This is a genomic window from Rhizobium acaciae (assembly GCF_025941625.1).
Lineage (GTDB): Bacteria > Pseudomonadota > Alphaproteobacteria > Rhizobiales > Rhizobiaceae > Rhizobium > Rhizobium acaciae.
In genome coordinates, this window is record NZ_JAPCZO010000006.1 from 222,186 (window position 1) to 237,089 (window position 14,904).

A 14,904-nucleotide genomic window follows, 5' to 3' on the forward strand; every position below is an offset into this window, starting at 1 on the left:
GTGCAATCAGATCGGCCAGACCAACAACAGGATCGGCACGCTGACGACCACCACAATGAGCGAGAGCGGCAGACCCAGCCGGGCGTAGTCACCAAATCGATATCCGCCCGGTCCCATCACGAGCGTGTTGCACTGGTGTCCGATGGGCGTGAGGAAGTCGCAGCCGGCTCCAATCGCCACCGCCATCAGAAAAGCATCGGGTCTGAAGCCCAACTGCTCGGCAAAGGTCGCAGCGATCGGGGCCATGACCAGAACCGTCGCTGCGTTGTTCAAAAACGGGGTTACGGCCATGGCCGCAACCAGGATGAGAGCCAAAGCCCCGAAGGGCGGGAGCATTTCGGCGGTTCGCGAGAGGAGGTCCGCGATGATGTCGGTGGTTCCTGTGGTCCTGAGCGAGTCGCTGATCGGAATGAGAGCGGCCAGCATGATCAGAATGGGCGCATCGAGATGCTGATAGACCTCCCGCAAGGGAATGGATCGGGTGACCACCATCAGAAAAGCGGCCGCGAAAAACGCTGTTGCAACGGGGATCCCACCAAAGGCCGTGGCCGCCATCGTTGCCACGAGGATAATGACGGGGACTAGGCCATTGCGGGCGCTGCCGAGTTTCAAATTTCGTTCGACGAGCGGCAGGCATCCCCATTCGCGCAAAAGATCCGGTAATTTCTGCAGATTGCCCTGCAAGACCAGGACGTCGCCGTTGCGGATCTTGATCTCCCCCAGACGCTCGGTGAAGCGTTTGTCGCGGCGGCTGACGGCAAGAAGGTTGAGGCCGGTGTTGTCGAAGAGAGAAATGTCTTTTGCGCTGACGCCGATCAATCGGGAATGTTCGCCGACAATGGCTTCAACGGAACCTATGTCGCGGCGTACCTCGGGCTCGTGCTTACGATCGGACAGTTGAAGCTTGGCTTCGCTGACGATCTTGTCGAGCGCGCTCTGCTCGCCCTCGATAATAAGAAGGTCGCCCTCCTTGAGGACGGTGTCGGGAAGTGGCGTGCGCTTTTGGCCGCCGCCTCCGATAATTGCCGTGACCATCGCATCGCCGCCAGCAGGCTTCTGCAGCCAACTGATCGACTGCCCGATCGCGCCGGACGGCGCAGCGACCTTGGCTTCGGTGGTATAGTTTTTGATTGCTACCGCCTCGTCCATCGACGTCTCTGCACGCGATCTTTCAGGCAGCAGCCTGTAGAAGAACGCCAGAAAAACAACGCCCGCGACTGCCAGCGCCAGACCGACGGGCGTATAATCGAACATCGTGAATGGCTGCCCAGTGATCTCTTCTCGCACCCTGGACACGATGATGTTCGGCGACGTGCCGATCTGCGTCATCAGCCCCCCAAGCAGGGAGGCGAAAGACATCGGCATCAAGAACATCGACGGTGATACGCTTGATTTTCGGGCCATTTGCACAGCCACCGGAATCATGATCGCCAGCGCACCGATGTTTTTGATAAAGGCCGACAGCGTTGCGACAATGGCAACCAGAATGATCAGCTGCATCCGTGGCCCGCGTCGTTCGGGAGAAAATCTGCGCAAGGCGACATCCATGATCCCCGATCTGGATATCGCCGCACTGACGATGAGCGCGCTGCCAACGATGATAACAATGTCATCGGAAAAGCCGGAAAAAGCATTCTTGGCGGGGACGATGCCGACAATGATTGCAGCGAGAAGGGAGCTTACGGCGACTATATCGTATCGATAACGACCCCACAGGAACGCGCCCATCATCAGCGCGATGATGAGAAGAGATAGCCATTGATCAGCGCGCATTTTTGCATCCCGGTGGTAGTAATTAACGTTTCAAGCAAGAGAACGATGCGGCGCGGCTGAGAAATTTTTTCTCGTCTATCCCAGCCGTTTTATCCGCTGACGGCTGGAGGAGCACCCTGATGGAACTTCCAGCGGCCAGCCGGCATTTCGCTGTCGGGGCTGCTTTCGGGAACGACCATGGCCAGTGACAAACTATCGACCTATCGGTCGAAGCGCGACTTTAAAAAAACGGATGAGCCGAGCGGCGATACGCAGCTCGCCCGCAGCAACCGCCGTCGCTTCGTCATCCAGAAACATGATGCCACCCGGCTGCACTACGATCTGAGGCTCGAGCTGGATGGCGTCTTCAAGTCCTGGGCGGTCACCAAAGGGCCGTCCCTCGACCCGCACGACAAGCGGCTGGCGGTCGAGGTCGAGGATCACCCGCTGGACTATGGCGACTTCGAAGGCACCATTCCAAAAGGTCAGTATGGCGGTGGGACGGTCATGCTCTGGGATCGGGGCTATTGGGAACCGGAAGGAAAAAAGAGCCCCGAACAGGCCCTCGCCAAGGGTGACTTCAAGTTCATCTTGGAAGGCAAACGGCTGCACGGCAGCTTCGTGCTGGTGCGCATGCGCAATGATCGCAACGGCGGCAACCGGACAAATTGGCTGCTCATCAAACACCATGATGAGTTCTCCGTCGAAAACAATGGCGAGGCGATCCTCGAGGAGAACGACACCTCTGTCGCCTCCGGCCGAACCATGGAGATGATTGCCGCCGGCAAGGGACGAAAGCCCAGGCCTTTCATGGTCGAGGGTGGCGACGTTCAGGCTAATGCCGTCTGGGACAGCAATCACGGACTGGCTGCCGAAGAGCGAAAAGAGGACGCCGGAGGCGGTCGGAAATCGAAACCGGTCACAAAGGTCGATCTGCCGGATTTCATTGCGCCGCAGCTCTGCCAGACACTGGAACGCCCTCCGGCCGGCACCGGCTGGCTTCACGAGATCAAATTTGACGGTTATCGGATCCAGATGCGAGTGCTGGATGGTGAGGCGACGCTGAAGACCAGGAAAGGGCTCGACTGGACGGCAAAATATCCCGAGATCGCCGAGGCGGCATCGACGCTGCCCGATGCGATCATCGACGGCGAGATCTGCGCCCTCGACGATCATGGCGCTCCGGATTTTGCGGCCCTGCAGGCGGCCCTTTCGGAAGGCAAGACCGGCGAACTCGTCTATTTCGCTTTCGATCTTCTCTATGAGGGTGGCGAGGACGTGCGATCACTGCCGCTGGTCGAGCGGAAGGCGCGGCTTCAAAGCCTTCTCTCCGACGCCGGCAGCGATCCGCGTATCCGTTTCGTCGAGCATTTCGACACCGGCGGTGATGCAGTCCTTCGATCTGCCTGCAAGCTCTCACTGGAAGGCATCGTCTCGAAAGAGGCGGATGCACCCTATCAATCCGGCCGCACCGAAAGCTGGGCGAAGTCGAAATGCCGCTCCGGCCACGAGGTGGTGATCGGCGCCTATGCCAAGACCAACGGGAAATTCCGATCCCTGCTGGTCGGCGTCTATCACGGCGACCACTTCGTCTATGTCGGCCGCGTCGGCACGGGATATGGCGCAAAGAAAGTGGAAACGCTGCTTCCGAAGTTGAAAGCGCTCGAGACGGCAAAATCACCTTTCACCGGCATCGGCGCGCCGAAGAAGGAGGCCGAGGTCACCTGGCTGAAGCCCGAGCTGGTGGCGGAAATCGAATTCGCGGGCTGGACCGCCGACGGCATTGTCCGGCAGGCAGCCTTCAAGGGACTGCGGGACGACAAGCCGGCCAAAGAGGTCAAGGCCGAACGGCCGGCAAAGCCCGCGGAAACTGACGTGCCGCAGCCGGCGGTGGAGGCAAAGGCCAGACCCGTCCGCCGAAAAAGCGCCAAGGCCGAGGTCATGGGGGTACTGATCTCCAACCCGGACAAGCCGCTATGGCCGGATGCCAATGACGGAAAACCCGTTACCAAGGAGGAACTGGCCCGATACTACGAAGCCGTCGGCTCCTGGCTGATCGAGCACATCAGGGGACGGCCGTGTTCGATCATCCGCGCGCCCGACGGGATCGGCGGCGAGCAGTTTTTCCAGCGCCATGCGATGCTCGGCACCTCGAACCTTCTCGAACTGGTCAAGGTCTTCGGCGATAAAAAGCCCTATTTGCAGATCGACCGTATTGAAGGCCTTGCTGCCGTCGCGCAGATCGGCGCCGTCGAACTGCATCCCTGGAATTGCGAACCGCGTCAGCCGGAGGTGCCCGGCCGGCTCGTCTTCGACCTTGATCCAGGTCCGGGCGTGCCATTCTCCGCGGTCGTTTCGGCAGCCCGCGAAATGCGGGACCGTCTCGACGCGCTGGGTCTGATCAGCTTTTGCAAGACGACTGGCGGCAAGGGTCTGCACGTCGTCACTCCGCTTGCGGTCAACAAGCGCAAGCCGCTTTCGTGGGCCGAAGCGAAGGGTTTTGCGCACGACGTCTGCCAGCAGATGGCGCGCGACAATCCCGATCTCTATCTGATCAAGATGACGAAGAGCCTGAGGAACGGCCGGATCTTCCTCGACTATCTGCGCAACGACCGGATGGCGACGGCGGTGGCGCCTTTGTCACCGCGCGCCAGGCCGGGTGCCACCGTCTCGATGCCGTTGACTTGGACGCAGGTCAAATCAGATCTGGACCCCAAGCGCTTCACCATCCGCACCGTTCCGACCCTGCTGTCAAAATCTTCCGCCTGGGAAGATTACAGCGACGGCAAGCGTCCGCTGGAACAGGCGATCAAGCGCCTCGGCAAAGTCTCCAAAGTGGCTTGAGCGTTATCGGACTACAGTCCATCCGGCACTGTGATCGGCTGGTTTTCTCGGCGTGAATTTTCTCGGCGTGCTGATATTGCCATTCACAAAACTGCTCCAAATAACGGTTGGGTAAATCGCGTGCCACCACGTTGACAATCCTCTTTTGCTCAGGTCTACTGGTCCACTTACCGGACCAGTAGACCTGAGCGCGGGGAGGGAAAAGCAATGGACGTTCGAGCGATGCTCGAAGACGACGTTGCGGCGCTCGGTGGGGCGCCGAAGAAGTCGATGAAAGACTTCGTCGTCCAGAAGATTGCGACCTTCATTGCCACCGGCATTCTCAAGGTGGGCGATCCGTTGCCAAGCGAACGTGAACTCGCCTCCGCACTCTCGGTCAGCCGCGAGACCGTCCGTGGGGCCATCCTTATCCTTTCCACCCATGGGATTCTCTCGGTTGTGCACGGAACGCGCACGGTGGTGGCATCGGAGGACGTCGGCGAATTGGCCGTCCAGGCTGCGCGGTATCGCGACATCGCGGCCTACAGTCTCGACAATGTTCATGAGGCCCGGCTTCTTATCGAAGCACAGGTCGTCAGGGCTGCCGCGCTCAAGATGGAGCCTTCAACTTTTGATTATCTCCGCAAGTCGATCGCAGCGCAGGAGGCCGCCTGTGACGATCCTGTGCGTTTTTTGATATGTGACCGGGAATTTCACACCGCTATCTACCGTTCCAGCGGCAACGCGGTGCTGGCTGATATGGCCGCCGACCTTTATTCCTATCTTCTGAGCCACCGAAGGCGCGTCGTATCGCAGCCCGGAACGATCGCCACGAGCATTGCCGATCACCGGTTGATCCTCGCTGGCTTGGAGACGCGGGACCCGGATGCCGCATGCGCGGCCTTCGCAATCCACGAAACCCGTATTTATACGACGACCAAATTACTCTTCTCGTAGTTCGCAGGGAGGCGAAACACGATGCATATTCTCATTATCGGGGCGGGAGGAATGATCGGCCGGAAGCTCGCCGCCACACTGGGGCGCAGCGGGTCACTCGGCGGCGATACAATCACGCGCATGACGCTTGTGGATGTAACGCCTCCGCCGATACCCGCCGGTGGCGTTGCGCCGGTGGAAGCGCTGGCTGCCGATATTTCCGAAAGCGGCGCAGCGGAAGCCCTGGCGGCTCGCCGGGCCGACGTGATCTTCCATCTCGCCGCGATCGTTTCCGGTGAAGCCGAGCGCAATTTCGACCTCGGCTACAAGGTCAATCTCGACGGCACGCGATTGCTGTTGGAAGCGATCCGCCGGGAAGGAAGCCGCCAAGCCTATGTTCCCCGGTTCGTATTCTCCTCGTCGATCGCGGTCTATGGCTCGCCGTTTCCCGATCCCATTCCCGACGATTACGTGCTCGCACCTCTCACCAGCTACGGAGTCCAGAAGGCGATTTCCGAGCTTCTGCTTGCCGACTATTCGCGGCGCGGCTTTATCGACGGCGTCGGAATTCGGTTGCCGACCATCGTGATCCGGCCGGGTGCGCCGAATGCCGCCGCATCGGGCTTCTTTTCCGGAATCCTGCGTGAACCGCTTGCAGGCCAGCGGGCTGTTCTTCCGGTCGAAGAAACGGTCAAGCACTGGCTGGCAAGCCCGCGTTCCGCCATCAAATTCCTGATCCATGCGGCGACGCTCGACACCGCGGCGCTGGGTGTTCGGCGCACGCTCACCATGCCGGGCGTCGCCGCCACCGTTGCCGACCAGATCGCAGCCTTGCGCCGTGCTGCCGGTCCCGAGGCGGCGGAGTTGATCGATCGTGGCCGCGACGAGGTCATTGAAGGGATCGTCGCCGGATGGCCGAAGTCCTTTACGCCCGAACGCGCGACGCAACTGGGTTTCGTCGCCGAAACCACGGTGGACGAGCTGATCGAGGTCTATCTCGCCGAAGACGCTCCGGGTGCGTCCGGATGAGATTGAGCTGGGCTAAAGCCGCCCCATAAGAGGAGAGTACCGCCCGGGCACACCCGCATATGCGGGATTGCAGCGGCAGAAGGACTTGAGAAGATAAGGCCGCCGGCAAGATATACGAAAATACGAATACATAGCATGTAGCGCTCGATTTCTGGGAGGAGTGGGTATGGCAGGCGTTCAATTCGCGGATGTGCGGAAATCATTCGGAGCATTTCCGGTGATCAAAGGCGTGGATATCGACATTGCCGACGGGGAATTCGTGATCCTGGTCGGCCCGTCGGGTTGTGGAAAATCCACTCTTCTGCGGATGCTGGCGGGACTTGAGAATATTTCCGGCGGCGAGATCAAGATCGGCGGGCGCGTGGTCAACACGCTGCCGCCCAAGGACCGCGACATCGCCATGGTGTTCCAGAACTATGCGCTCTATCCGCATATGACGGTACAGGAGAACATGGGTTTCTCGCTGATGCTGAACAAGGCGCCGAAGGCGGAAGCCGAGAAGCGGGTGAAATATGCCGCCGGCATCCTCGGTCTCGACAAATTGCTCGACCGTTATCCGCGCCAGCTTTCCGGCGGCCAGCGCCAGCGCGTCGCCATGGGGCGGGCGATCGTGCGCGATCCGGAAGTCTTCCTGTTCGACGAACCGCTGTCCAACCTCGATGCGAAGCTGCGCGTCGCCATGCGCGCCGAAATCAAGGAACTGCACCAGCGGCTGAAAACGACGACGGTCTACGTCACCCACGACCAGATCGAGGCCATGACCATGGCCGACAAGATCGTGGTCATGCATGACGGCGTCGTCGAGCAGATCGGCACGCCGCTCGAGCTTTACGACAAGCCGGCCAATCTCTTCGTTGGCGGGTTCATCGGCTCGCCGGCGATGAACATGATCAAGGGCAGGCTCGACCCCGAAAACCCGACAAGTTTCAAGGCGCCGGACGGCACTGCGCTCCCGGTTTCCAACCCGCCTGCCGACGCCCTGGGCCGCGACCTCGTCTATGGGCTTCGTCCGGAATACATCCTGCTCGATGCCAATGGCCTGCCCGGTGAAATCGTGGTGATCGAGCCGACCGGCTACGAGACGCACCTTATTCTCAGGCTCGGCGGCAGCGACCTCAGCTGCGTCTTCCGCGAACGCGTCAGCGCGCGGCCGGGCGAGACCCTGCGCGTTGCGATCGACGCCGCGCATGTTCATCTCTTCGATGCCGAGAGCGGCCGGAGATTGACCGACTGACGCCGTCCGGCGGCTGCGCGGGGCGGAGGAGCCCCCGTCGCCCGCAGGCCGGCAGCACCCCGTTTCAGGGATGCAAGGACCGTCGTTCACCAAGCGGGAGGTGAATGGCGGGGAGTTCGCACCCGCTTTTTTGAAGAGGAGGAATATCATGAGGTTTAAGAGACGTGACTTTCTTGCCGCCTCGGCTGCCGTTGCCGGCGCCGCCGGCCTCGGCATCCGGCCAACCTTCGCACAGGCCGAACCGACCTATACGCCGGAAAGCGGCGCCAGCCTGCGGCTGCTGCGCTGGACACCTTTCGTCAAGGGCGACGAGGAGGCCTGGATTGCAAACACCAAGAAGTTCACCGAAGCGACCGGCGTTGAGGTGCGCATCGACAAGGAAAGCTGGGAAGATATCCGCCCGAAGGCTGCCGTCGCGGCCAATGTCGGCTCCGGCCCGGACCTCATCATGTGCTGGTTCGACGACGCTCACCAGTATCCCGACAAGCTGGTCGACCTGACAGAGCTCGCCAACTATCTCGGCAACAAATATGGCGGCTGGTATGACGGCGTGAAGGGCTATGCGGCGCGCGGCGACACGTTCATCGCCATGCCGCTGGCGGCAATCGGCAATGCGGTGGTCTATCGCGACACTCACGTGAAGGCGGCCGGATTCAGCGAGTTCCCGAAAGACACGGCAGGCTTCCTCGAGCTTTGCAAGGCGATGAAAGCCAAGGGCACGCCGGCAGGCTTCCCGCACGGCAAGGCCGTCGGCGACGGCAACAACTACGCCCATTGGCTGCTGTGGAGCCACGGCGGCAAGATGGTCGACGAAGGCGGCAAGGTAACGATCAACAGCCCGGAAACACTGGCCTCGATCAACTATGCCAAAGAGCTCTATGCGACCTTCATTCCAGGCACGGAAAGTTGGCAGGACGTCAACAACAACCGCGCCTTCCTCGCCGGCCAGGTTTCGCTGATCGCCAACGGCGTCTCGGTTTATTACACGGCCAAGAACGACCCGAAGCTCGCCGAGATCGCCAAGGACATCCGCACGACGAATTTCCCCGTCGGCCCGGTTGGCCAGAGCGTCGAGCTTTTCCAGACGAGCTCACTGCTTCTCTTCAAGCATACGAAGTATCCGGAAGCGGCGAAGGCCTACATCAAGTTCATGATGGAAGCCGACCAGATGAATGCCTGGATCCAGGGCTCAAGCGCCTATTGCTGCCAGCCGCTCAAGGCTTTCGCCCAGAACCCGATCTGGACCTCCGATCCGATCCACGCGCCTTATGCGCGCGCCTCGGAAAAGCTGCGTCCGAACGGCTATGCCGGCCCACTCGGTTATGCCTCGGCAGCGACCATGGCCGACTACGTTCTGGTCGATATGTATGCGGCCGCCGTCACCGGCCAGATGTCGCCCGAGGATGCGATGAAGGAAGCTGAACGGCGGGCAAACCGCTACTATCGCGTCTGAGCCGCGCTTCAAAACAAGCGGTGTGCCGGCCCTCGGCATGCCGCAAAGTCCTCTGGGAGTTCAAGTGCAATCTGGGAGATGGCAATGTCGATGGTGAATTCGGAGGACAGGCGTGGGCCGATCTCTTCGCTGCTGCAGAACAACAATGTGCTCGGCTTCCTGTTCATGCTGCCGGCGGCGGTGTTCCTCGTCTGCTTTCTCACCTATCCACTGGGGCTCGGCGTCTGGCTCGGCTTCACCGATACGAGGATCGGCCGCGACGGCATCTTCATCGGGCTGGAGAACTACCAGTTCCTGATGGACGACAGCGTCTTCTGGCTGTCGGTCTTCAACACCATTCTCTATACCTCCGTCGCCTCGGTGCTGAAATTCGCGCTTGGCCTCTGGCTGGCGATGCTGCTCAACCAGCACCTGCCGTTCAAGTCCTTCTTCCGGGCCATCGTGCTGCTTCCCTGGGTCGTGCCGACGGTGCTTTCGGCGCTGGCCTTCTGGTGGATCTACGATTCCCAATTTTCGATCATCTCCTGGTCGCTGATGCAGCTCGGGCTGATCAGCGGACCGATCAACTTCCTCGGCGATCCGATCAATGCGCGCATATCCGTCATCGTCGCCAATGTCTGGCGCGGCATTCCCTTTGTGGCGATCTCGCTGCTTGCGGGGCTGCAGACAATTCCGGCGTCGCTGCAGGAGGCCGCCTCTCTCGACGGCGCCACGAGCTGGCAGCGTTTCCGCTACGTGACGCTACCAATGCTGACGCCGATCATCGCCGTCGTGATGACCTTCTCGGTGCTCTTCACCTTCACGGATTTCCAGCTCATCTACGTGCTGACCAAGGGCGGACCGGTCAATGCGACGCATCTGATGGCGACGCTATCGTTCCAGCGCGGCATTCCAGGCGGTCAGCTCGGCGAGGGTGCGGCCATCGCGGTCGCCATGGTGCCCTTCCTGCTCGGCGCCATCATGTTCAGCTTCTTCGGGCTGCAGCGGCGCAAATGGCAACAGGGCGGCCAGGATTAAGGCCAGAGTCAGAGCCAAATTGGGGTTAGGGAGAGTGATGATGTCGATAAATTCAAACGCCGCCGATCAGGTCGTGACCGACAATGCCGAAGGCATGAGCTATCTGAACCGCCTGCCGCGGCGGATCGTAATGCTCTACCTGCCGATGGCCGTCTTCGTCGTCGTGCTGCTCTTCCCGTTCTACTGGATGGCGATCACCGCGGTGAAGCCGAACGATCAGCTGACCGACTACAGCAACTACAGCCCCTTCTGGGTGGTGGGAGCGACGCTCGATCACATCAAATACCTGTTCCTTGAGACATCCTATCCCGGCTGGCTGTGGAACACGATGCTGGTCGCGGTCTGCTCCACCTTCCTCTCGCTGGTAGCCTCAGTCTTCGGCGCCTATGCCATCGAGCGCGTCCGCTTCACAGGGTCGCGTTCGGTCGGCTTGGTGATCTTCCTCGCCTATCTCGTGCCGCCGTCGATCCTCTTCATCCCGCTTGCCTTCATCGTCTTCAAGCTCGGGATCTACGACTCGCGCCTGGCGCTGATCTTCACCTATCCGACCTTCCTCATTCCCTTCTGCACGTGGCTGCTGATGGGCTATTTTCGGTCGATCCCATTCGAGCTGGAGGAAAGCGCGCTGGTGGACGGCGCCAACAGATGGCAGATTCTCACCAAGATCATTCTGCCGCTCGCAGTACCCGGGCTGATTTCAGCTGGCATCTTCGCCTTCACGCTGTCCTGGAACGAATTCATCTATGCGCTGACTTTCATCCAGTCGTCGGAAAACAAAACCATCCCGGTCGGCGTGCTGACCGAACTGGTGCGCGGCGACGTCTTCGAATGGGGGGCACTGATGGCGGGCGCATTGTTCGGCTCCCTTCCGGTGGTCATCCTCTACTCGTTCTTCGTGGACTACTACGTCTCATCGATGACCGGGGCGGTGAAGGAGTGACGGTCTACCGCGGACACGCCCCTTGCTCCTGCAGCAGTTGCGACTGCTTGTTACCGTGGGCAGGAGGAGTGTCCGCAAAATGGGATCAGCTGCCTTCCCATCATGTATCGAAACCTCGTCTTGCCGAGATCGAATAATTGTAGATTGCCGCGTAGCTCGTCGATACGAGCAGCGGAAATGCGATGGTCTTGAGTATTTCCGGTGTGCCGGTCGCCGCATGGATTGCCACGAGAATGCCGGCTGAGCCGAGACAAGCAATGAGAGGCGGCGCCCAAAATCGTGCAGATCCGACGAAGCGCTTCGAAAGCCAGTCGATCACAGATTTCAGGAAAAGCGTCAGGCAGGCGGATATCGCACCCTGTACAAGGCCGGCATAGAGCGGCAATGGCATGGCGTGCGCGCGATTGGCGAAAACCGCCCAGCTGCCCATTGCCAAAAAGGCGAAGAGAACATGGACAACGCCGCTGCGGAAAAGCCGGTGCAGTGCTTTCGGCATCACAACGACCAACCGTGGCGGACAAGATGGCGCAACAGGGTCAGACCCTGTTCTTCATCGCGGCGCGCAATATGTCGTTGATCCGATCCTGCCAGCCAGGGCCATCTTCCTGGAAATAGGCAAGCACATCACTGTCGATCTTGAGCGAAACAAGCTCCTTTGTGTTCGGCAGCGCCGGCCGCTCAACAGCTTGCTCCGGCTTCTTCTTCGCGGGTTTGAACAACGCTTCGGCGGCATCCATTGGATTGACAGGTCTGCGGGGCGAATTTGCCATAGGTGCCACTTTCTATTGCCTGTCGGATCGACATATGAGCGGCATACGGGATCTCGGCTGCTTCGTCGACTATTTAGCTTGTTTTCAAAGGCGATTTAGCCGACCTGCTCGATCGCCAGCGTGCCGGCGGCAGAAACCACTTGTCCTTGCGCTTCCGGTCTTTCGCCTCGGTGACCACCTAAAGCCGTCGGCTATGATCGGAAATCGGCTTCACAAGGTTTGCATTGCCGGCAGGTTCTGGATGTAAGACCTGCCGGCAATCTGGCCGTCAATCAGCCTTTTTGCGATACAGCAATGTCATGAGTGCGAGGACACATCCCAAGGCTCCGACCGATGCGAAGATGTAGAAGTTCCACTGCGGAGCCAGGCCTGCACCCAGAACCGCACCGCCGATAGCCGGTCCTATCATGCCTCCGATACGGCCGATGCCGAGCGAGAAGCCAAGGCCGGTTCCACGGATTTCGACCGGATAGAGGTTTCCAACGAGAACGTTGGCGAGGATCTGCGTACCGATCGTTCCCGTACCGGCAAGTGCGACGAGACCATAAACCTGGAGGCCCTGATCCACTTGCGTCAGCAACCAGATCGAGCAGGCACCGAGAAGAAACATGCCTGCCACGACTATTTTGACGTTTCCGCGGTCGGCAATCCTTGCGCCGATCAGGAGGCCGACGGCGGCTCCGAGATTGAGCGTTACGGAGAAGAGGAGGGCAGAACCGAGGTCATAGCCCATCTTGTTCATGATGGTCGGAAGCCAGTTGACCATGCCGAATGTGAGCAGAAGCGAACAGAAGTGAATGCCCCATGCGTTCAATGTCGGCAGCAGGCGACCTTCGGAAAACAGCGACCGGATGCCCACCTGGCGTGATGCAGCAGGCCTGGCTACCGGATTGGGCAGCCCGTACTGGTTTGCAATCTGGTTGGCTTCGGTCTGGCGGTTCTTCGTTGCCAGCCATTCGGGGGACTCGGGTATGAGACGGATGAAGAAAGGCAGAAGCAGGATCGGCGCACCGCCGATGATCATCAGTGGACGCCATCCGTATTTCTGTATCAGCAGCATTCCGAGGATACCCGAAATGATGCCGCCGGCCAGATAACCGAGAAGAGCAATCGAATAGGCCATCGCCTTCCGTTTCGGCGGAGAAAACTCGATGATTAGAGCGGTTACCGTGGGAAAAAGAGCGCCAAGGCCCAGGCCGGCGAGAAAGCGTGTTCCCTCGAAAGCGAGAAAGTTCGGCGCAAGACCGCTGCCGATCATCATCACGGAAAAGCTCAGCAGGCTGCCGATGATGACCTTGCGACGACCTATCCTGTCAGCAAGAGTTCCGGCAATGAGCGCGCCCAGCAGCATACCGAACAGGGTGATGGAGGCAGCCCGTCCGACCATGCCCGGCGTCAGGCCCCAGCTGGCTTCACCGAGCAACGCCGGCGCGACTGCGCCGTAAACGATCAGATCGTAACCGTCGAACAGGATCAGCAGACCGCAAAGGGCGATGATGATATTCGGGCTGCGAACGTGTTCCTTGATAATAGCGAGATCTTGTATGGCCAATTTTCCCTCCCCATGCTTTGCGTACAGGAAGTACGCTCCTGCCAGCGGCAGGTCCGCGTCGATCCGTGTACAAATCCTCCTGGATCGTTGCCGGCGTGGTTCCTCCCAGCGCCAGACTCACCCGCAAACGGGCTATGTCAAGACAACGATGACACGCTATTAAATACTTGCGAATAAAATATTTGCAACTGCAAACTTTTCAGTTCGCAACTTTTCCCTTTCCGGACATTGCCGGCAGGTTGCTGTGCATGCGGCGCAGCGCCTTCTTCAGTGCTGCGACCTCCTCGTCCGACATGTCCTGAACCGCGGTGCGTTCAAGCTCGACGGCAAGCGGCATGAGCCTTTCCGTCAGCGCCTCTCCCTGCGGGGTCAGCCTTACGATGACGATACGGCCATTATCTTCCGGACGTGTTCTCGACACCAGCTTGCGCTTGGCCAGTGTGCCGACGAGGCGCGACAGCGTCGAAATCTCGACAGAGACGACGTCGGCGAGATCCCCCAGGGTGCTCTCCCGGCGCTCCTTGAGCATGGCCAGAACCCGGTACATCGCCACGCTGAGATTGTCTTCGGCGATTCTCTGCGCGAATACCTCGGCTATCCGCACGCCGGCGCGATTGAGAAGATAGGGAACGGAATCGGTAAGTTTGTACATGTCTCTGTCTGCTGGCGGGATTTCGCTTGCTGAGGGCTCTCTCCGACATGCACCTAAATTACCGGAATGACAACACGATTGGCTTTCAGCCGTCGAGAAAGGCTGAGTAAGGCAAGCATTTTCCCGCTCAATTTATAAACTTGCATTGACAATAGTTGCAAATGCAATAATCTAGATGCCAAGGAGACACGGGAGGAAATCATGTCTGCCACTGCTGCCCTCGGCATAGCGCCGGCCCCCGCACCCATCAGCGATGCGTTTCGATCGACCATGCGCCGTTTCCCGGCGACGGTGACAGTCATTTCTGCTTGTCGCAACGGCGCGGATCATGGAATGACGGCCACCGCCGTCACATCACTTTCGATGGATCCGCCATCTCTCATCATCTGCCTGAACAATCGCACCTACCTGCATGACATGCTGCTTGAGGTGCCGGAATTCGCAGTCAGCATTCTGACCGACAGGCAGGCAGCCGTATCGGAAGGTTTCAGCGGCAAGATTGCGCCTGAGCGTCGGTTCGACGCTGCCGATTGGGTTCGCCATGAGCGCGGCATGATGGTGCTGGACACCGCTCATGCCTCGGTTGTCTGCCGCCGCATGGGCGCAGTTCCCTATGGAACGCACACCATCTTCATCGGGCAGGTGGTGGATACACGCCATTCCGACGACACGATCGCGCTGATGTACGAGAATTCGAAATATTGCGCGCCACAGCACGCGCTTCCTGCATCCCAGAACTGAAGGTA

The 14,904-nt window shown here is 59.8% G+C and carries 13 protein-coding genes; 8 read left to right on the forward strand and 5 right to left on the reverse strand.

The annotated features are described in order from the left end of the window. Positions 1-6 precede the first annotated feature (6 nt). Positions 7-1,773 (reverse strand): SLC13 family permease, encoded by a 1,767-nt coding sequence (locus OLZ32_RS12080; protein WP_017991664.1) that lies wholly within the window; start codon positions 1,771-1,773, stop codon positions 7-9. 177 nt (positions 1,774-1,950) lie between these two features. Between OLZ32_RS12080 and ligD the strand changes: the two genes are divergently transcribed. The 7 genes from ligD (at position 1,951) to OLZ32_RS12115 (ending at position 11,184) form a co-directional block, all read left to right on the forward strand. Beyond that, positions 1,951-4,596: a DNA ligase D gene (gene ligD / locus OLZ32_RS12085; RefSeq protein ID WP_264396180.1), complete on the forward strand. Its 2,646-nt coding sequence runs from the start codon at positions 1,951-1,953 to the stop codon at positions 4,594-4,596. A 207-nt stretch (positions 4,597-4,803) separates the two neighbouring features. Further along, positions 4,804-5,532, forward strand: coding sequence for a FadR/GntR family transcriptional regulator (locus tag OLZ32_RS12090; RefSeq protein ID WP_017991662.1), 729 nt, complete (start codon positions 4,804-4,806; stop codon positions 5,530-5,532). Between the two features lie 21 nt (positions 5,533-5,553). Continuing rightward, positions 5,554-6,540 carry a D-erythronate dehydrogenase gene (gene denD / locus OLZ32_RS12095; RefSeq protein WP_264396181.1) on the forward strand — a complete coding sequence of 329 codons (987 nt, stop codon included), beginning with the start codon at positions 5,554-5,556 and terminating at the stop codon, positions 6,538-6,540. A 166-nt stretch (positions 6,541-6,706) separates the two neighbouring features. Beyond that, positions 6,707-7,774 carry an ABC transporter ATP-binding protein gene (locus OLZ32_RS12100; RefSeq protein WP_003550787.1) on the forward strand — a complete coding sequence of 356 codons (1,068 nt, stop codon included), beginning with the start codon at positions 6,707-6,709 and terminating at the stop codon, positions 7,772-7,774. 148 nt (positions 7,775-7,922) lie between these two features. Continuing rightward, positions 7,923-9,227, forward strand: a complete 1,305-nt coding sequence (locus OLZ32_RS12105; RefSeq protein WP_003550788.1) for an ABC transporter substrate-binding protein — start codon at positions 7,923-7,925, stop codon at positions 9,225-9,227. A gap of 84 nt (positions 9,228-9,311) precedes the next feature. After that, positions 9,312-10,244 (forward strand): carbohydrate ABC transporter permease, encoded by a 933-nt coding sequence (locus tag OLZ32_RS12110; protein ID WP_003550789.1) that lies wholly within the window; start codon positions 9,312-9,314, stop codon positions 10,242-10,244. A gap of 40 nt (positions 10,245-10,284) precedes the next feature. After that, positions 10,285-11,184 (forward strand): carbohydrate ABC transporter permease, encoded by a 900-nt coding sequence (locus OLZ32_RS12115; protein ID WP_003550790.1) that lies wholly within the window; start codon positions 10,285-10,287, stop codon positions 11,182-11,184. A gap of 100 nt (positions 11,185-11,284) precedes the next feature. Here the strand turns inward: OLZ32_RS12115 and OLZ32_RS12120 are convergent, their stop codons facing one another. The 4 genes from OLZ32_RS12120 to OLZ32_RS12135 all read right to left on the reverse strand — a co-directional run bounded on the left by OLZ32_RS12120 (position 11,285) and on the right by OLZ32_RS12135 (position 14,158). After that, a complete protein-coding gene (locus tag OLZ32_RS12120; RefSeq protein WP_003550794.1) occupies positions 11,285-11,680 on the reverse strand; it encodes a hypothetical protein in 396 nt (131 codons plus the stop codon). A 40-nt stretch (positions 11,681-11,720) separates the two neighbouring features. Next, the gene (locus OLZ32_RS12125) at positions 11,721-11,954 is read right to left on the reverse strand and encodes a BrnA antitoxin family protein (protein WP_003550795.1); all 234 of its coding nucleotides are present in this window, start codon (positions 11,952-11,954) and stop codon (positions 11,721-11,723) included. 268 nt (positions 11,955-12,222) lie between these two features. Beyond that, entirely contained in the window at positions 12,223-13,506 is a 1,284-nt protein-coding gene (locus OLZ32_RS12130) for an MFS transporter (RefSeq protein ID WP_264396182.1), read from the reverse strand. 199 nt (positions 13,507-13,705) lie between these two features. Further along, complete coding sequence (locus tag OLZ32_RS12135) at positions 13,706-14,158, reverse strand: MarR family winged helix-turn-helix transcriptional regulator (protein ID WP_003550797.1); 453 nt, start codon at positions 14,156-14,158, stop codon at positions 13,706-13,708. 201 nt (positions 14,159-14,359) lie between these two features. Between OLZ32_RS12135 and OLZ32_RS12140 the strand changes: the two genes are divergently transcribed. Beyond that, positions 14,360-14,899: a flavin reductase family protein gene (locus OLZ32_RS12140; RefSeq protein ID WP_003550798.1), complete on the forward strand. Its 540-nt coding sequence runs from the start codon at positions 14,360-14,362 to the stop codon at positions 14,897-14,899. Positions 14,900-14,904 lie beyond the last annotated feature (5 nt).